Origin of the sequence: Pseudonocardia hispaniensis (genome assembly GCF_042658695.1) — a bacterium.
In the GTDB taxonomy this organism is placed as follows: domain Bacteria; phylum Actinomycetota; class Actinomycetes; order Mycobacteriales; family Pseudonocardiaceae; genus Pseudonocardia; species Pseudonocardia hispaniensis.
On sequence record NZ_JBHSQW010000044.1, the window covers coordinates 83,009 to 101,210 of the forward strand.

Here is an 18,202-nt window from a genome sequence, read left to right on the forward strand (position 1 = left end):
TCCGGCGGCCTGCCCGTGCTCATCCGCCGGCCCGGGTGACCGGCAACCGGTCGAGGCGATGACGTACCCGGTGCGATCCGATCCGGGTGGCCAGGATCCGGGCGTGACGCGCGTGTTCGGCCGCGTCCTCGGCCGCGCCGCGATCGGCCAGCGCGAACGCGAGGTCGGCGCGCAAGGTGGCTTGTTCCCGGACCGGTAGCCGATCGCCGGCCGCTGCCGCCCGCAATCCGGCCAACGCCTCCGCGTCGCCGTGCCGGGCCAGCGCGGCACTGCGCCGCCGATGCAGCCCGTCGTAGTCGAGCGCCCAGCCGCGCTGTACGAGGTCCGGGGGCCCCGGCGCCGCCCGGATCACCCGCTCCGCCGCGGTGAACGCGACGTGGGACTCGGTCGTGTCCCCTGCGGCCGCGCGCGCCGCCCCCCGAGCCATCGCCGCCCACGCCGCCCCGGGACCATCCGCGGGTGCGGCCTCCAGCACGGTGAGCGCAGGGCCGGGCAGCCCGAGCTCGAGGAGCACCGCGGACTGGCCGGCCAGCGCCTGGCCGAGCAGGGCGGGTGCCGCCGCCTCGCGAGCTGCGTGCCGGGCCTGCTCGTGCCGTGCGAACGATTCGTCGGGACGATCCTGGTCGAGCGCCTGCCAGCCGGCCAGCAGCGCCGCCTCGGCCAGCATGGCGGCGACCACGCGCCGTCGCGTGTGTACGAGGGTGTGCGCGAGCAGCCGGGCGAGCTGCTCGACCTGGGCGCGCACCGTGGCCCCCGACCCCGCGGCGCCGAGCCGATCGTCGAGCCTGCGAGTGGCCTCGAACTGCGTGCGAAGCAGGGCCAGCGCATCGTCGCCGACGGCGTCGGCCTCGGCGAGCAGCGCACGCAGCCGCTCGGTCGCATCCTCCGGCGGCTCGGGTTCGGGGCCCGCGGCAAGCTCCGCACTGCGGTAGAGCTCGGCCAGCAGGTGCCGGTAGAGCGGCTCGGGGCGGGCATGACCGTTCTCCCACCGGGACAGCTGCGTCTTCAGGCTGGCAAGCGAGGCGGTGGGCGCTGCTCTGGCCCGGCCCAGCGCCGCCAGCTCGCGGGCCGCCTCGGACTGCGACCAGCCTCGTTCGCGCCGGGCGGCCCGCAGCGCCGCCCCCAGGCTCTCGGCTCCCATGCGCCCATGTTGTCGGTCCGGAACCGTAACGTCAACGGTGTTGACGCAACGGGCGTCAACGGCATTGCCGGCTCGGCCGAGCTGGTCTCGTGGGGGGTGTGCGATGGATCTGGTGACGTGTTCGGTCTGCATCGTGGCGGGTTCGGCAGGCGCCGGGGTGGCGGGCTACTGCGTCGGGCGGCGGGTCGGGCGCCGTCGACGGTCGGTCCGGCGGGGGCGGACGATGCGGTCCTGGCCGGGCGATGCCGGTCCTGGACACCGGCAACGGTTCGGTGCCGAGCAGAGCCAGGGCGAGGCCCCGGCGCGGCCGCGCCGGGCGCGCCGGAGCGGCCGGTGACCCCGCGGGGTGGGGCCGCGGTGCAGGCGTCGGCTCAGCGGAAGTCGCCGGTGGCGCGGCGAACGCGACCCAGCAGCTCGGTGAGCTGGGTCGCCTGCGCCGGGGTGAGGCCGCGGAGCCCGAAGTCGATGGCGGTCACCGACTTGGTGGCGACCTCCACCAGGTTCCTGCCCTCGTCGGTGATCTCCACGAGGGTGGCCCTGCGGTCCGTCGGGTGCGGAATGCGCCGGACCAGCCCGCCGGCCTGCAGCCGGTCGACGATGTTGGTGACGCTCGTGGGATGCAGCTGCAGCCGCTCGCCCATGACGCGCATCGGCAGATGGCCGCGGCGCGAGAAGCTGAGCAGCACCAAGGCCTCGTACCGGGCGAACGTGAGCCCGTGCGGGCGTAACGCGCCGTCCACGGCGGAGAGCAGGATCTGCTGCACCCGCATCACGCTCGTGACGGCGGCCATCGTGCCGGACGGTCCGATCCGCTCGGACCATAGCTCCGCGGCCCTGTCGATCGGGTCGAATGGAAGAGGGTCGCGCGATGCCATGGGATGTGACGCTAGCAGTGCGGCACCGATGCCACCGTGAGCTGCGGCGGCTCGCCCCATCGATACCGTGGCGGGTCGCCCGCCCCGGAGCCGGTGGGGCAGGCTGACCGTCATGCTGGTGGCATTCAGTGTGGCGCCCGCCGGGGGCGGGTCGGACAGTGTCGGCGACGTGGTGGCGGACGCGGTCCGTGTGGTGCGCGAGTCGGGGCTGCCCAACGAGACGAGCTCGATGTTCACCACGATCGAGGCCGAGACCTGGGACGAGGCGATGGACGTGGTGAAACGCGCGGTGGAGGCGGTCCAGGCGCGCGCGCCGCGGGTGAGCCTGGTGCTCAAAGCCGATATCCGGCCAGGGCACACGGGGCAGCTCACGGCCAAGGTCGAGCGCGTCGAGCGAGCCCTCGAGCAGCGCTGACCGGCTCGCTCGCGGCGTCGGCGTGACGTGTGACGCCTCGGCGGCCCGGAGCCGGATCGATGGGCGAAGATGGCGTTGTGATCGTCCTGGTGCACGGGGCCTGGCACGACGCGTCGTGCTGGTCGGCAGTGGAGTCGGAACTTGCCGCGCGGGGGCAGCCGTCCCTCGCGGTGGACCTCCCGGCTCAGGACCCGGACCTGGGGGCGGCGGACTACGCCGATGCGGTCATCAGCGCGCTGGGGCCCGAGCCGACCGGCCCGCTGGTCCTGGTCGGGCATTCGCTCGGTGGGTTGACCGTGCCGGTCGTGGCGCAGCGGCTGGGGCCCGAGCGGGTCCGGGCGCTGGTGCTGGTCGGGGCGCTCGTCCCGCGGCCCGGCCTGTCGTACGTCGACCAGTTGCGTGCCGACCCGTCGATGATGGCGCCCGGTTTCGGTGCCGGGCAGCAGCGGCACGAGGACGGCACGACCTCCTGGCCGAGGGACGTGGCGCTCACCGACCTCTACCGAGGTGTCGCGGACGAGGTTTCTGCGGCGCAGGTGGAGCGGGCGGTGTCGGCAATGCGGCGGCAGGGCTGGAAGATCGGGCGCGAACCCACCCCGTTGACGGCCTGGCCGGCGGTCCGGACCGTTTCGGTGATCTGTTCGCACGACCAGGTGGTTTCCCCGGACTGGTCGCGGCGGACGGCTCGGGACATCGGGGCCGAGGTGGTCGACCTTCCGGGCGGGCACTTCCCGATCCTCACCCGGCCGGCGGAGCTGGCGGACATCCTCGTCCGCGCCGGTTCCACGGCCACGACCTGATGGGGACCCACCGCACGCCGTAACGACGAGGGCCGGCGCGATCCGGAGGCATCCGGGTCGCGCCGGCCGCCGCTGGTGCCCGCGCTCGTCAGGTCAGCGCAGCGAGAGGTTCAGGGTGTAGAAGAAGGTCGCGACGACGAGGGCGGCCACGCCGAGCACCAGCGCGATCTTCGCCTGCTTGGCCGCCGCCGGCCGGCTGACGCCCGCCGCGCCGAGGCCCAGCGCGACCAGGCCGCCGATCCAGCCCAGGATCGAGATCGGGCTGATGATCAGGCCGATGATGCCCACGATGAGGGCGGCCTTGCCGATGCCGGGACTCTCCTGGCGGGCGGTCTTCTTGCGGGCGTCGGTGAGCAGACGATCAGCGACGGTGTTCTCCGAGCTCATGCAGGATCCTCCGATTGGGGCAGCCGCGGGATGCGGTGCAACGAACTACTACTCAGAGTGACGACGTGTCGGGGTGCGTCGTCTCTCCCGTCTGTTCAACGAGCGGTTTCGGTGTCTGGTGCTCCGCCAGTCCGGTGATCGACATGACGGAGTTCCGCCGGGCGCGCCGACCGCCGGTGGCCTCATCGGGTGCGGCGCCATACGGTCAGGGAGCCGGTGGGATCGGCCAGGGACGGAAGGACACGCGATGGCGGGGCAGGAGCAGGACGGCGATCACCAGCCCAGGGCGCGGCGCATGTGGCGGGCGCTCGAGCCGCTGCACGGGGTGACGTACTTCGCTCCCGAGTCGGTGGCTGTGTGCGACGCGCTCGGTACCAAGGGCTACTGGAGGAGCTACTTCGCGCTCCGGGCCGCCCCGCTGGGTGAGGCAGCAGCGGAGCTCGTGACGGCGCTGTTCCACACCTTTCATCCGGGTCTCGTGGCGCGCTCCGTGCCCGCTGTCTGGCAGGTGGCGCCGCCCGAGCGGTTCCTCGCCGCCCGGCTGGCGGCGGTCGACGCAGCCCTGCGCAGGCTGCTCGGGGACGAGGTCCTGGGCTCCGCCGAGATGGCCGAGGCCGCGGAGCTGGCTCGGGAGGCCGCCCTGGCCGCCCCACTCCCCGGCCGGGCCATGGCCGCGGCCAACCGTGCCCTCGACTGGCCCGGTGAACCGCACCTCGTGCTCTGGCAGGCGCAGACGATCCTGCGCGAGCACCGGGGCGACGGCCACAACGCGGCGCTGCTGACCGTCGGGCTCGACCCCGCCGAGGCCCTGGTGCTGTTCGGCGCCGACACCGGGGTCGAGGCCGGCTGGCTGCGGGAGCGGCGCGGCTGGTCGGACGCGGAATGGTCGGCGGCCACCGAGCGGCTGCGCGAACGCGGCCTGCTCGACGGTGCGGACGCGCTCACCCCCGCGGGAAAGGGCCTGCGGCGCGAGATCGAGGCGGCCACCGACGCCGCCGCGGACGCCCCCTGGGCGGCCGTGAGCGCCGAACAGGCCGAGCGGCTCATCGGGCTCGTCGGCCCATGGGTGTCGGCGATCCTCGCGGGGGACGGCTTCCCCGTCTCCAACCCCATCGGCCTGCGGCCGCTGGTCGCTCCGGCCGACCGGGCCTGAGCCACCCGAGGCCACCGATCCGGACCCGGGGTCCGGGCCGTGGGAGGCGTTCGTACCGGCCGGGGGACCCCATCACCCGGATCGCGGACGTGCCAGGATGAGCAGCGTGTCCCGTCCCGATCCCCGTCAGGCAGCTCAGACCGCGGCGCTGTCCTCCGCGATGGCCAGAGCCGTCGACCTCTCCGCGCTGAAGGCGCGGTCGGAAGCGGCGGCCCGCTCGCACTCCTCCGGCGGCCCGGCAGACGGTCCCGGCGGCCAGTGGGTCATCGATGCCACCGAGCAGTCCTTCCAGACCGACGTTCTGGAGCGCTCCCTGCAGATCCCCGTGGTCGTCGACCTCTGGGCGTCCTGGTGCGAACCGTGCAAGCAGCTCACCCCGGTCCTCGAACGCCTGGCGGCCGCCGGCAAGGGTGCGTGGGTGCTGGCCAAGGTCGATATCGACGCCAACCCCCGGATCGCCCAGGCTTTCGGTGTGCAGTCGATCCCGATGGTCGTTGCGGTCGTCGGGGGCCAACCGGTCGATGCCTTCAGCGGCGCCCAGCCCGAGCCGCAGGTCCGGCAGTGGATCAGCTCGTTGCTCGACGCGCTGCGCGACCGCATGCCGGCCATCCGCGAGGCCGAGGCGCGCGCAGGGGCGGGGGAGGACGAACAGGTCGAGGAACCGGACGACCCCCGCTTCACCGCGGCCGAGGACGCGCTGGAGCGCGGCGACTACGCCGCCGCCGAGGCCGCCTACCAGGAGATCCTCAACGCCGAACCGGCCAACGAGCAGGCCACGGCGGCGCTCGCGCAGGTGCGGTTCCTCGCCCGCGCCGAGGCCGCCGACCCGTCCGCGATCGCGCGGGCCGACGAGGCCCCCGATGACGTGGACGCCCAACTGGCCGCGGCCGACGCCGAACTGGCGGCCGACCGGGCCGAAGAGGCGTTCGCCAGGCTGGTCGCCACCGTGGGCCGGACGGGCGGGGAGGAGCGTGACCGGGTGCGTGAGCATCTGGTCGGTCTCTTCGAACTCTTCCCGGCCGACGATCCGCGGGTCACCGCGGCGCGGCGCGCACTCGCCCGCGCGCTGTTCTGACGGCGCCGCCGTCGCGGGGGGTCGGGCTGCGGCGTTCGGTCAGGTTCCGCAGCCGGCCGGCCCGGCGAGCAGCCCGGTGCGAAACCGCAGCACCCGCTCGTAGCCGTGCTCGGCCGGTTCGATCTCGCCGGCCGCGTCCCGCTCGGCCCAGTCGGCGGCGAGCAGCACTCCGATCGCCTCGTCGAGGTCGCCGGGCGACAGCCCGAACGTGCCGCTCGGATCGATGAGCCGCCCGGTGTAGGCGCCCGCAAGGCAGACGGCCGTGCGGCCCGCGCTCGCGCCGGTCGTCGGCTCCGCCATCGCGGCCAGCGCCGCCAGGCCGTAGCGGCTGGCGATGAGGGTGGCACCGGCGAAGTCGCCGAACCGCCGTTGCAGCGGGGCCAGCGCCGCGCGGTCGACGACCACGGCCCCGTCGGCCGCGCAGAACCGAGCGGGGCCCTGGGCCCGCAGGGCGGCCTCGTCGCAGGCCGTCGCGCCGGGGTCGGTTTCGAGGGCGGGCGCCTGCCAGCCCGCCGCCGGGTCGTGGCCGGCGACGACCGCGCCGAACCAGCCACGGGCGTCGCCGGAGATGGCCGTGAGCAGTTGGGGCATCGGCAGGTCCCCGCCGCGCGCCCGGTCGGCCGCGGAGCCGAAGCGGCGCTGGGTGAACTGCCGGTTGTCCACCGTCATCTCCGCGCAGCGCACCGGTCCGTCGGCGTAGCCGTCCTGGAACGCTGAGACCCGGTCGAACGCGTTGCCGTGCGCGATGTCGTCGACGGGTTCGGTGCCGAGCGGATCCCGGAACTCGACCAGCGCCAGCAGCGCGGCGTCACGTTCGAGCGGACCGATCGGCAGGACGGCCACCGGAGCCGCGTCGGCCAGGTGGCGCAGCGCGGCGCCCGCGTAGCAGTCGGCCATGGCCTCGAGCAGGATCGTCGGATAGCGCTCGGGCTCGGTGTGCCGGGCCTCGTCGACGCCGAGCCTGTTCTGGATGGCGTGACCGATCTCATGCGCGAGCACCACGGCGACCGCCGCGGGGCCGACGTTGCGGTGCAGCCGGGGCAGGAGGTTCTCGGCATCCCAGACGACCGCGTCCGCGGCCGGGCAGTAGAACGCCCGTCCGTCCAGCTCGGTCGCACCGTGGACGCACGGCGGGGCGGCCGCGGCCGGATCGCCGGGGTGGACCGGCGCGAAGACGCGGATCGGTGCCCACGGACGGCCGAACGAGGCGGGGAAGGCGGCGCGCCAGTAGTCGCCCAGCGCCGCCACCGCCAACGTGGTGATCTCCTCGGTGGAACGGGGCGACGGCGGATCGGACTCGTCTGACGGCCGTGTGTCGGAGCCGGGACCGGCGGTGGCGGGGACCGCGGGAGCCGCCGCGCCGGGATGGCCGGGGACGTCGTGCGCGCAGCCAGCCAGCAGCGTCGCGAGAAACGCGATCACCGCCAGCCGGACGCGCCATCCGGTGGCCCGGGGCGCGCGCCGCGTCCCTGACCCCCCGGCGGTGCGCACGCCCTCATTCTGGCGTCCGGATCACCCGAGGGGGAGGACCGCGCGCGGTGCGCGCCGCGGGCTACCGTCGGGGATCGTGTCGGACCGGTCGCCCAACCTCGCCGTGCCCAACCTCGCCGTGCCCGAACCCGCCGGGCCGGCGGCGCCGCGGGCCGCGGCGCGCCGGACGGCACCGCACCGGCTGATCGCCACCGCGCTGGTCCTCGCCGCCCTCGTGACCACGGTCGCGCTGCACTGGGCCCACCCCGACGCGCTGGTCACGCTGCTGCCCTCGACCGACATGCGGGAGCTGCACGTCGACTTCGACACGTTCTGGCACTCCGCGGTCGCGCTCACCCAGGGCGCGGACATCTACCACACCCAGGCCAAGCTGACGAACCTCAATCCGCCGCTGCTCACGGTGGCGTTGACCCCGTTCGCGCTCCTCGGGCCGCTTCCGGCCTATCGGCTGTTCGCGCTGCTCACGCTGCTGATGGTGGCGGCCGCGCTGTGGGCGGCCGCCCGCGAGCTGCGCCTGCCGAAGCGGTGGACGGCGGCTGCGCTGCTCGCGCTGCTGGGCTCCTCGCCGCTGCACGGGACGCTGGTCCTCGGGCAGATCTACGGCCTGTTGCTCGTGGCGCTCGTCGCGGGCTGGATCGCGCAGCGCCGTGGGCGCCCTGTGCTCGCGGCCGTTCTCTACGGGGTCGGCGCCGCGCTCAAACCCTCGCTCGCCCCGCTGCTGCTGCTCCCGCTGGTGCAGCGGCGGTGGGCCGCGCTGTGGACGGGTCTGGGCTCGGCGGCGACCGCGACGTTACTGGGTGTGCTCGTCGCGGGCCCGTCGAGCGGGCTGGAGTGGCTGCGGATCGCGGTGGCCGAACCGGTGCCCGACACCGTCGACAACGCCGCACTGCCCGGGCTGGCGGTCCGGTTCGGCATGCCCTCGGTCGTCGGCTCGGCGGCCGGCGTCGCGCTGTTGCTGGGCACGCTGGCCTGGCTGGGCGCGCACCACCGGCGCGGGGCAGGGGTCGATCCCGGGGGCACGGCGCCCTGGGCGGTCGTCGCGGCGGGGCTGCTCACCGCCCCGATCGCCTGGCACAACTACCTGCTGCTGCTGATGCCCGGGGTGCTCGTGCTGATCGCACACGGTGCCCGGTGGCGGCCAACGGCCGCGGTGCTGCTCGCGATGCCGCTGATCCCGGTGTCCTGGGGCGCGCTGTGGGCGCCCGCGAACCCCTTCGCGCCGCTCGGGGGCTCCCTGTACTGCGCGATCCTGCTCGGCTACTGGGCGGTGCTGCTGCGCGCGGCACCCGAGCCGACGATCACGGTGCCGAACCGTCCGCCCCTCGCCCACGCCCGACCCTGAGCGAGGCCCTCGGGTGCACCGGGCCGCCGGTGTCGTCCGGCACCAGCCACAGCGCCCCCAGCGGCGGCAGCCGCAGCGCCGCAGACGCCGGACGACCGTGCCAGGTGGACCGCTCGGCCTCGACCCCCCCGAGGTTGCCCACGCCCGATCCGCCGTAACACTCGGCGTCGGTGTTGAGCACCTCGCGCCACCGCCCGGCGAACGGCAGCCCGACCCGGTAGTCCTCGCGCGGCGTCCCGGCGAAGTTCGCGAGGCACGCGAGGACGGTCGGCCGGCCGTCGGCGTCGACGCCGAGGCGCAGGAAGCTGAGCACATTGCCCGACGCGTCGTTCGCGTCGATCCAGGAGAACCCCTCGGGGGTGCTGTCGCGGGTCCACAGGGCCGGATGGGTGCGATAGATCCGGTTCAGGTCACCGACCAGCCGCCGCAGCCCGCCGTGCAACGGGTCGGTGAGCAGTTCCCAGTCCAGGCAGCGTTGCTCGGACCACTCCCGCACCTGCCCGAACTCCCCGCCCATGAACAGCAGTTGTTTGCCGGGGTGGGCCCACATGAACGCCAGCAGTGAACGCATGCCCGCGGCCTTGTTCCAGTCGTCGCCCGGCATCCGCGTCCACAGCGAACCCTTGCCGTGCACGACCTCGTCGTGACTGAGCGGCAGCACATAGTTCTCGCTGAACGCGTACATCAGCGAGAAGGTCATCTGGTTGTGGTGGTAGCTGCGGTGGATCGGGTCGCGGCCGAGATAGCCGAGCGTGTCGTGCATCCAGCCCATGTTCCATTTGAACCCGAACCCGAGGCCGCCCAGATGCGTCGGGCGGGTCACCCCGGGCCAAGCGGTGGACTCCTCGGCGATGGTGATGACGCCCGGGTGGGTGCGGTAGACGGTCGCGTTCATCTCCTGAAGGAACGCGACGGCGTCCAGGTTCTCCCGGCCGCCGTAGACGTTGGGCACCCACTGGCCGTCGGGGCGGGAGTAGTCGAGATAGAGCATCGAGGCCACCGCGTCGACCCGCAGGCCGTCGACGTGGAACTCCTCGAGCCAGAACAGCGCGTTGGCGACGAGGAAGTTGCGCACCTCGGGGCGGCCGAAGTCGAACACCAGCGTGCCCCAGTCAGGCTGCTCGCCGCGGCGGGGGTCCGCGTGTTCGTAGAGCGGGGTGCCGTCGAAGCGGGCCAGCGCCCACTCGTCGCGCGGGAAGTGCGCGGGCACCCAGTCGACGATGACGCCGTAGCCGGCCTGATGCAGGGTGTCGACGAGGTAGCGGAAGTCGTCCGGCGGGCCGAACCGCGCGGTCGGGGCGTAGTAGGACGTCACCTGGTAGCCCCAGGACCCGCCGAACGGATGCTCGGCAACCGGTAGCAGCTCGACGTGGGTGAACCCGGTCTCGCCCAGGTAGTCGACGAGCTGATGGGCCAGCTCGCGGTAGCCCAGCCCGCGCCGCCACGACCCGAGGTGCACCTCGTAGACGCTCATCGGCTCGGCGTGCGGACGGCGTTGCGCTCGCGCCGCCATCCACTCCCGGTCGCCCCACTCGTGCCGGGGCGCGTGGACGACCGAGGCGGTGGCGGGTGGCGGCTCGGTGGCGAACGCCAGCGGGTCGGCCTTGTCGCGCCAGACCCCGTCCGCGCCCAGGATGCGGAACTTGTAGCGGGTGCCCGGGTGCACGTCGGGAACGAAGATCTCCCAGACCCCGGCGCGGCCCAGCGAGCGCATCGGGTGGGTCCACCCGGCCCAGCCGTCGAAGTCGCCGGTGACCCGCACCCCCCGCGCGGTGGGCGCCCAGACCGCGAAGCTGGTGCCGGTCACCGGCCCGGAGGCGGTGTCGTAGCGGCGTGGATGCGCGCCGAGCGCCTCCCACAGCCGCTCGTGGCGGCCCTCCCCGATCAGGTGCAGATCGATCTCGCCGAGCGTGGGCAGCCAGCGGTAGGGGTCGTCGGTGACGTGGATGTCCTCGCCGTAGCGCACCTGCAACCGGTAGTCGCCGGGCGGGCCGGGGACGACGCCGGAGAACAGCCCCGCCTCATGCACCCGCACCAGCGGGTAGCGCCGCTCGGGATCACCGCTGGGCAGGACGCAGACCTCGTCCGCGTGCGGGCGCAGCGCGCGGACCACCGATCCGTCGGGGTGTGGGTGGGCGCCGAGCACGTCGTGCGGATTGTGGTGGGCACCGCCGAGCAGTCGGTCGACGGTCTCCGGGTCCGGCGGGCAGGGATCGATCGTGCGGGTGTTGTCCAGCGCCACCCCTGAAACCCTATTGCGCCCCGCTCGGTGGCGCCTCCCGTGGACCGCCGATCGACCGGCTCACGTCCGATCGGTGCGATCGCGGCGGTGGTGGCCGTCGGCGTCCGCCTCGGCCGTGATTCGCGCGATCGAGCCCAGCGGGATCGGCGCCCAGGTGGGGTGGCTGCGGGCCTCGTCGAGCGCCTGTCCAGCTCGAAGGCCCGCAGCGTGACAGACCGGGCCGCGGGATACCCCTACTCGAGGGCGTCCGGATAGACGACGTCGATCTCCGTGATCGATGGCGGGAAGTCCTTCCGGCTATTGGTGAGGAACCGGTCGGCGCCGGCCACGACCGCGGTCGCCAGGTGGACGGCATCGGTCGCCCGGAGCCGGTGCGATGCGGCAAGGGCGGTCGCCACCTCCGCGGTGACCGCATCGACGGGTCGCAGATCGAGGCGGCTCAACAGCCCCACGAGCGCGGTGATCTCGGCGGTCGCCGCCGCACGCATCGGCTTGGCCAGCACCTCCGGAAGCAGCAACACCGATCCGACGCCGGCGATGGCGCTGGCGGCGTGCGGGAACAGCGCGCGCACCCGGATGCCGATCGGATGCCCCGCAGCGGCGGCGTAGATCAGGACGTCGGCGTCGAACGCGTCCATCAGGTCCGGGCGCGGCCGGCCCGGACGGCCTCGACCAGCTCCTCCGCTCGCGCAACGGAGATCTCGGCGGGCTCGAGCGGTTGCTCGCGCGCCGCGGTCAGCAGTGCTCCGATCTCCCGTGCGCGGCCGATCGCCTCCTCCGCTCGCCGGACCCGCACCACGTCCGGGCGCAGGACGATCGCCGCCGGTGTGCCGTGCGCTCAGCCCTCGGCGGCCGTGGCCGACGCGGTGAGCCGCGCGATCGATCCCAGTGGAATCGGCGCCCAGGTGGGGCGGCTGCGGGTCTCGTAGACGACCTCGTAGACCGCCTTGTCCAGCTCGAAGGCCCGCAGCAGCGCGCCGTGCTCGCGGGGGTCGGCCCCGGCGTGCGCGGCGTAGCCGTCGCAGAACGCCGAACGGTTGCGCTCGGCCCATTCCTTGGCGTGGTAGAGGTGCGGGGGCTCGTGCTCGGCCGGTTCCTCGTCGTATTCCTCGGGTGCCCATTGCAGCAGTGAGTGGAACGCCGCGTAGTCGAAGGAGCGCAGCATTCCGGCCACATCGCGCAGCGCCGAATCGGGGCGCCTGCGCTCGGCGAGGGGGGCCGACGGTTCGCCCTCGAAATCGATGATCAACCAGCCGTACGGGGTGCGCAGCGTCTGTCCGAGGTGAAGATCGCCGTGCACCCGCTGGATCGGGATCGGTGCGCCGAGCGCGGCGACGGTGTCGTACACGGCGCGGATCCCCTCGATGTGCTCGCCGAGCCGCGGGACCTCGGTCACGGCCGCACCCAGCCGCTGGTGCCACGTGGCGGCCAGGTCGGCCGGATCGCATTCACCGGTGGCGAGCGCCCCGGCCAGCTCACGATGGACGTCGGCGACGGCCTCGCCCAGCCGGTGGGCCTCGCCCGCGAAGTCGCCGCCCACCTCGTCGGCTCGCAGATCGCCCTCGGCGAGCAGGTCGCGCATGCTGGTCAGGGCCATCGCCCAGCCGTCCGCGGAGTTCGCCGCGAAGTCCTGCAGCATGCCCAACGTGGTCGGCTCGCCGCCGACGACGCCCTCGATCGCCCCCTGCAGCGTCGCGACCTGCTCGCTGCCGGCCGAGCGCAGTGCCCGGTGCAGCTCCAGGTCGGGGTTCAGGCCGGGGATGATGCGCCGGAACAGCTTGAGGATGCTGCGTTCCCCCCACGCCACCGAGGTGTTGGACTGCTCGACGCCCAGCACCCTCCCCGGCCCGGGGTCGGCGAGCTCGGCATCCGGTTCGGGCCGGAACCGGACCGCGCCCGCCGTGTGCCCGGAGCGGATCGCCTCCAGCAGCCAGGCGCTGACGTCGTGGTCCCAGAGGCCGTCGTAGGCGATCATGCCGTCGGCGGAGCCGATCACGGCGTGTTCCAGCTCCGGCTGCACCTCACGGCGCCTGCCCAGCAGGAGCTGGTAGTAGTGCGGCGCGCCTGCGTCGGCCTCGTCGAACTCGACGGCCAGGACCAGCAGGTCGAGGAGCGGATCTCGGTCGGTGAGCAGCGGCGTGTCGTCCGCGATCGTCACGGACCGGACCGGCCAGTCCTTGGCGGCGAACCAGCGTTGCGCGCCGAGCCAACGGGGAAGCTGCGCGATCAGCTCCTCGGCGAACCTCACGCCATTTCCTCCCCCGGGGTGATCGCGAACCAGTAGAAGCCGTGACCGGGCAGCGTCAACAGGTAGGGCAGCTCACCGATCCGCGGGAACGGCACCCCGCCGGTCAGCTCGTGTGGGATCCAGCCTTCCCAGGCCGAGAGGTCGAGCTCCACCGGCTGCGGGAACCGCGACATGTTGTTCACGCACAACACCGTGTCCCCATCGGTCGAGCGCACGTAGGCCAGCACCGACGGGTTCGACCCGCCCAGCTCATGGTAGCTGCCGAGGCCGAACGAGGGATGCCGCTTGCGGATCTCGATCATGTGCCGGTTCCAGTGCAGCAGTGAGGTCGTGGAGTTCAGCTGCGCCTCGACGTTGACGGCCTGGTAACCGTACAGCGGGTCCATGATCAATGGCTGGTAGAGCCGGTTCGGGTCGCAGGTGGAGAACCCGGCGTTGCGGTCGGGGGTCCACTGCATCGGGCTGCGCACCGCGTCGCGGTCGCCCTGCCAGATGTTGTCGCCCATGCCGATCTCGTCGCCGTAGTAGAGCACCGGGGATCCGGGCAGCGACAGCAGCAACGCGGTGAACAGCTCCAGCTGGTTGCGGTCGTTCTCCAGCAGCGGGGCCAGCCGCCGCCGGATGCCGATGTTGGCCTTCATCCGCGGGTCCTTGGCGTACTCCGCGTACATGTAGTCGCGCTCTTCGTCGGTGACCATCTCGAGCGTGAGCTCGTCGTGGTTGCGCAGGAAGATGCCCCACTGGCAGCCGGACGGAATCGCCGGGGTCTGGGCCAGGATCTCCGAGATCGGGAAGCGGTTCTCCCGGCGCACGGCCATGAAGATGCGCGGCATCAGCGGGAAATGGAACGCCATATGGCATTCGTCGCCGCCGACCTCCGGGTCGCCGAAGTACTCGACGACATCGGCCGGCCACTGGTTGGCCTCGGCGAGCAGGACCCGGCCCGGATATTCGTCCTCTATCACCTTGCGGGTCCGCTTGAGGAAGGTATGGGTCTCGGGGAGGTTCTCGCAGTTCGTGCCCTCGCGCTCGTAGAGGTAGGGCACGGCATCGAGCCGGAACCCGTCGATTCCCAGGTCGAGCCAGAAGCGCAGAACGTCGAGCATCGCTTCCTGGACCGCCGGATTGTCGTAGTTGAGATCCGGCTGGTGGGCGAAGAACCGGTGCCAGTAGAACTGGCCGCGCACCGGATCGTAGGTCCAGTTCGACGTCTCGGTGTCGACGAAGATGACCCGCGCGTCCGGGTAGCCGGAGTCGTCGTCGGCCCAGACGTAGAAGTCGCCGTAGGGGCCGTCCGGGTTGCGCCGGGACTCCTCGAACCACGGGTGCGTGTCGGAGGTGTGGTTCATGACCAGGTCGGTGATGACGCGGATACCGCGCTGGTGCGCCTCGTCGAGCAGTACGACAAAATCCTCGACCGTGCCGAACTCGGGCAGAACCGCCCGGAAGTCGCGGATATCGTAACCGCCGTCACGCAACGGGGAGTCATAGAACGGCGGGAGCCAGAGGCAGTCCACACCGAGCCACTTGATGTAGTCCAAGCGCTCGGTGAGTCCGCGCAGATCGCCCGTCCCGTCGCGGTCGGAATCCGCGAACGCCCGGACCAGGACCTCGTAGAAGACCGCCCGTTTGAACCAGTCCCGCTCGACGTGCAGCGTGCGCGTGTGGCCGTGGTCGTCGGCGGAGCGGTCGGTCAGGGGGTGGCCGGCGGCGTCGGGGGCCTGCGGGGCGATCGGCATGGGGCTCTCACGATCTTCTGCGAGCGGGGCCGGGGAGACCAGCCACCCGACCAGTCGTTCCGGTCCGGCGGCCGGGGCGCAAACGCAACGCGCGCGAGGCTAGCGGAGGGCTTGCGCGGGCGGGTATCCGGGTCGCCTGCGGTGGTGGTCGACGGGTCGATGCCGTTGTCGCGGGGCTCTGCGCTCGTGGTGGGACCTGCTTCGGCGTAACACTCGCTCCGGCGGCCACGAAGATCCGGTAATCGTTACTCAGAATGGCTCATCGACCGGCTCCTACCGCCAGGACAGCGGTCTCAGTCATGGCAGGTCCAGGTCATCGTGCCGCTGATACTGTTACCGCGGTTCTCGCCGCTGCCGAGGGCCTCCAAATGTGGGAAGGTCCACGAACCGCTGCCGTCGGCCTCGATCACGAGCGTCGAGTCGGGGTTGTCCGAGTTCGGACTGAAAACCGTTCCGTTGACGATCAGTGCAACCTCCCCTGGAATTCCCGTCAACTGCCTTTTCGTGTACGTGCCGGGCCCCGGGTAGCGGAACACGCCAACATTGACGAGCACCGTGGCGCCCCCGATCGGATCAGAGGCGAGCAGGGCAGGAAAGGAGAAGATCCGGGCGGTTACTGTGCCGTCTGCGGAATCGCTCTGTTGCAGGTAGCCTTGAGCGAATTCGGGACAGGAGATGGGGGTCAGGCTCCCGGCGGCGGAGAGTGGACCTTCCGTGGTGCTGCCCGAGAAGGCGGCGTCACCGGTCACCTCGAAGTTCACGGTCAGAACCGTGCCCGAACCCTGGCCTGCGCCATCCACCGCATCCGTGGTCCCCAGACTGCTGCCGCAGCCAACCAGGAGCAGCACACCCGCCAACCCCAGGCACGCCCACCCCTGGTGGCGGCGAGTACCCACGGAGTTCGCCACGGCATCCATCCGGTCCCCTGCCACAACTCATGCGAAGCCTGCTCGTATCGAGCACAGCCTATTCGACAGCGAAAGTTATTCGACAAGTTCGGTCCATGGAGCCGGAACGGAGCCGCACGAAGCACTCAGCCCGCAATGGCGTCGTGGGCCTTCTCGGCCAGTTCACGCGGCGTCGGGCGTCGGGCCTCCGGTCGGGAAAGGTGGATCGCGGCCGGGCGCTCACCTTTTCGGACGGAAAGGTAACCGTCTTCTTCGTATGCCTCATCCCCGGGACCGGTTCGTGTTCCGGCCGGACCTGCACGTCAGGGATGTTCCCGGTGTCGCTCGCTACCGCTTCACGTGGAGGATGTGGGCCACGGCGGCCCAGGGCTCGAGGCGGACGTAGTTGCGCTGGCCCCAGTGGAACGTCGCGCCGCTGACCTCGTCGTACACGGCCATCCGATCCCCCCAGCCGAGGCCGAGCGCCGGCATGTCGAGGTAGACGGTGCCCTCCCGCGGGTCGCGGGAGTTGAGGGTGATCACCACCAGCAGCGTGTCGCCGGTGGCCGGGTCGGTACGCGAGTAGGCGATCAGCTCGTCGTTGTCCACGTGGTGGAAATGAATCTCGCGGAGCTGCTGCAACGCCGGGTGCGCTCGGCGGATCTCGTTGAGCCGGGTGATCCACGGCTCCAGCGAGTCACCCCGGGCCGCGGCGGCGTGAAAGTCGCGCGGCCGCAGCTCGTACTTCTCGGAGTCCCGGTACTCCTCGCTGCCGGCGCGCACCGGCACGGATTCGAACAGCTCGAAACCGGAGTAGACCCCCCAGCTTGGGGACATCGTGGCCGCGAGTGCCGCGCGAATCGCGAACATCGCGGGCCCACCGGTCTGCAAGGACTCGTGCAGGATGTCCGGGGTGTTGACGAAGAGATTCGGTCGGCATTCGTCGGCGGCGCGCGCGTGCAGGAGGGCGAAATCGGTGAGCTCGGCCTTGCTCGTGCGCCAGGTGAAATAGGTGTAGGACTGGGTGAAACCAAGCCGGGCGAGCCCGAACAACCGGGCCGGGCGGGTGAACGCCTCGGACAGGAAAAGCACATCGGGATAGCGGGCCTTGACCTGCCAGATCAGCCAGTGCCAGAAGTTCGGTGGCTTGGTGTGCGGATTGTCCACCCGGAAGATCCGGACGCCGTGTGCCACCCAGTGCAGCACGACCCGCAGACATTCGGCGTAGATGCCGGCCGGGTCGTTGTCGAAGTTGAGCGGGTAGATGTCCTGATATCGCTTGGGGGGGTTCTCCGCATAGGCGATCGTCCCGTCCGGCCGCCGGGTGAACCACTCCGGGTGCTCGGTAACCCAGGGGTGATCGGGGGCGCATTGCAGAGCGAAGTCGAGCGCGACCTCCATGCCGAGGTCCTGGGCGCGCGCCACGAAGGCGTCGAAGTCCTCGATGGTGCCCAGTTCGGGATCGACCGCATCGTGCCCGCCCTCGGCCGAGCCGATCGCCCACGGCGATCCGACGTCGCCGGGTTCGGCGTGCACGGAGTTGTTGCGGCCCTTGCGGTGCACCGTGCCGATGGGGTGGATCGGCGGCAGGTAGACGACGTCGAAGCCCATCGCGGCGATCCGGTCCAACTCCTTGGCCGCGGTCACGAACGAACCGTGGACCGGGCGGCCGGTCTCGTCGCGACCGCCGGTGGAACGGGGGAAGAACTCGTACCACGAGCCGAAGAGCGCACGTCGCCGGTCGACGTAGACCTGGTGGGGGCGGCCGCGGGTGATCAGCTCCCGGATGGGCCGCTCGGTCATGATCGCGTCGACGGCGGGGAACAGCGCCGGAGCGACCCGGGCGTGCAGCGGCAGGGCGGGGTCGCGCAGCGCGTTCGCGGCACCGAGAAGCAGGTCGCGCTGCCCCCGCTCGGACGGGCGGCGGCCGACCCGCTGCAGCAGCCGGGCACCGGCCTCCAGGTCGTTGGCGAGCTCCTCGGCGGTGTGGTTCGCCGCGAGCTTGGCCTCGACCGCGTGCCGCCAGGTCGTCCAGGGATCCGACCAGGCGTCGATCCGGAAGGTCCACAGACCTGGCTCGTCGGGGACGACGGTGGCGGCGAACCGGTCGGTGCCGATGCCCTCGGGCACCATCCGGACGTGCTGGGCGGCGGCCGTGCCGTCGAGCCGCTGCCACACCACGTTCGCCCCGATGGCGTCGTGGCCTTCGCGCCACACGGTGGCACCGATGGGCAGCACCTCGCCGACCACGGCCTTGCTCGGCTGGCGGCCGCCGTTCACGGACGGCGTCACATCATCGATCCCGAGCCGACCGGTCATCGGCGCCACCCCCAGATCGGGCCCCTGCTCCGCCATCCTCGACACCGTCGTGTTCTCGGCAAACGCTACCCACCCGCTCCGCGCCGGC

At 72.3% G+C, this 18,202-nt stretch carries 16 protein-coding genes; 5 read left to right on the forward strand and 11 right to left on the reverse strand.

Annotated features, from left to right (window positions below; genetic code table 11):
* Nucleotides 1-19: 19 nt before the first annotated feature.
* Nucleotides 20-1,141, reverse strand: a complete 1,122-nt coding sequence (locus tag ACFQE5_RS20610) for a hypothetical protein (RefSeq protein ID WP_379587366.1) — start codon at nt 1,139-1,141, stop codon at nt 20-22.
* 371 nt (nt 1,142-1,512) lie between these two features.
* A complete protein-coding gene (locus ACFQE5_RS20615; RefSeq protein WP_379587367.1) occupies nt 1,513-2,016 on the reverse strand; it encodes a MarR family winged helix-turn-helix transcriptional regulator in 504 nt (167 codons plus the stop codon).
* A 112-nt stretch (nt 2,017-2,128) separates the two neighbouring features.
* On the opposite strand from ACFQE5_RS20615, the gene ACFQE5_RS20620 reads away from it, so the two are divergent.
* A complete protein-coding gene (locus ACFQE5_RS20620) occupies nt 2,129-2,431 on the forward strand; it encodes an MTH1187 family thiamine-binding protein (RefSeq protein ID WP_379587368.1) in 303 nt (100 codons plus the stop codon).
* Between the two features lie 77 nt (nt 2,432-2,508).
* A complete protein-coding gene (locus ACFQE5_RS20625; protein WP_379587370.1) occupies nt 2,509-3,231 on the forward strand; it encodes an alpha/beta fold hydrolase in 723 nt (240 codons plus the stop codon).
* A gap of 93 nt (nt 3,232-3,324) precedes the next feature.
* Here the strand turns inward: ACFQE5_RS20625 and ACFQE5_RS20630 are convergent, their stop codons facing one another.
* Nucleotides 3,325-3,618: a hypothetical protein gene (locus ACFQE5_RS20630; RefSeq protein WP_379587371.1), complete on the reverse strand. Its 294-nt coding sequence runs from the start codon at nt 3,616-3,618 to the stop codon at nt 3,325-3,327.
* A gap of 247 nt (nt 3,619-3,865) precedes the next feature.
* Here ACFQE5_RS20630 and ACFQE5_RS20635 point away from each other — a divergent pair, with 247 nt between their 5' ends.
* Entirely contained in the window at nt 3,866-4,771 is a 906-nt protein-coding gene (locus ACFQE5_RS20635; protein WP_379587372.1) for an SCO6745 family protein, read from the forward strand.
* 160 nt (nt 4,772-4,931) lie between these two features.
* On the forward strand, nt 4,932-5,846 hold the full coding sequence (locus ACFQE5_RS20640; RefSeq protein ID WP_379588055.1) for a tetratricopeptide repeat protein: 915 nt from the start codon (nt 4,932-4,934) through the stop codon (nt 5,844-5,846).
* Nucleotides 5,847-5,885: 39 nt separating this feature from the next.
* On the opposite strand, the gene ACFQE5_RS20645 is transcribed toward ACFQE5_RS20640, so the two are convergent.
* Nucleotides 5,886-7,337 (reverse strand): neutral zinc metallopeptidase, encoded by a 1,452-nt coding sequence (locus ACFQE5_RS20645; RefSeq protein ID WP_379587373.1) that lies wholly within the window; start codon nt 7,335-7,337, stop codon nt 5,886-5,888.
* 76 nt (nt 7,338-7,413) lie between these two features.
* Here ACFQE5_RS20645 and ACFQE5_RS20650 point away from each other — a divergent pair, with 76 nt between their 5' ends.
* A complete protein-coding gene (locus tag ACFQE5_RS20650) occupies nt 7,414-8,679 on the forward strand; it encodes a glycosyltransferase family 87 protein (protein ID WP_379587375.1) in 1,266 nt (421 codons plus the stop codon).
* Here ACFQE5_RS20650 and glgB read toward each other — a convergent pair.
* The 7 genes from glgB to ACFQE5_RS20685 all read right to left on the reverse strand — a co-directional run bounded on the left by glgB (nt 8,636) and on the right by ACFQE5_RS20685 (nt 18,114).
* Nucleotides 8,636-10,921, reverse strand: a complete 2,286-nt coding sequence (glgB, locus tag ACFQE5_RS20655) for a 1,4-alpha-glucan branching protein GlgB (RefSeq protein ID WP_379587377.1) — start codon at nt 10,919-10,921, stop codon at nt 8,636-8,638. The two genes, ACFQE5_RS20650 and glgB, sit on opposite strands and share 44 nt — an antisense overlap.
* Before the next feature lie 233 nt (nt 10,922-11,154).
* On the reverse strand, nt 11,155-11,559 hold the full coding sequence (locus tag ACFQE5_RS20660) for a type II toxin-antitoxin system VapC family toxin (protein WP_379587379.1): 405 nt from the start codon (nt 11,557-11,559) through the stop codon (nt 11,155-11,157).
* Nucleotides 11,559-11,720, reverse strand: a complete 162-nt coding sequence (locus ACFQE5_RS20665; RefSeq protein WP_379587381.1) for a hypothetical protein — start codon at nt 11,718-11,720, stop codon at nt 11,559-11,561. The genes ACFQE5_RS20660 and ACFQE5_RS20665 overlap by 1 nt, the downstream gene beginning before the upstream one ends.
* A gap of 39 nt (nt 11,721-11,759) precedes the next feature.
* Nucleotides 11,760-13,169: a maltokinase N-terminal cap-like domain-containing protein gene (locus ACFQE5_RS20670; protein WP_379587383.1), complete on the reverse strand. Its 1,410-nt coding sequence runs from the start codon at nt 13,167-13,169 to the stop codon at nt 11,760-11,762.
* Nucleotides 13,166-14,908 carry a maltose alpha-D-glucosyltransferase gene (gene treS / locus ACFQE5_RS20675; RefSeq protein WP_379587385.1) on the reverse strand — a complete coding sequence of 581 codons (1,743 nt, stop codon included), beginning with the start codon at nt 14,906-14,908 and terminating at the stop codon, nt 13,166-13,168. Before treS ends, ACFQE5_RS20670 begins: the two co-directional genes overlap by 4 nt.
* A gap of 293 nt (nt 14,909-15,201) precedes the next feature.
* The gene (locus tag ACFQE5_RS20680; RefSeq protein WP_379587387.1) at nt 15,202-15,756 is read right to left on the reverse strand and encodes a hypothetical protein; all 555 of its coding nucleotides are present in this window, start codon (nt 15,754-15,756) and stop codon (nt 15,202-15,204) included.
* A 387-nt stretch (nt 15,757-16,143) separates the two neighbouring features.
* Nucleotides 16,144-18,114, reverse strand: coding sequence for an alpha-1,4-glucan--maltose-1-phosphate maltosyltransferase (locus ACFQE5_RS20685; RefSeq protein WP_379588057.1), 1,971 nt, complete (start codon nt 18,112-18,114; stop codon nt 16,144-16,146).
* Between the last annotated feature and the right edge of the window lie 88 nt (nt 18,115-18,202).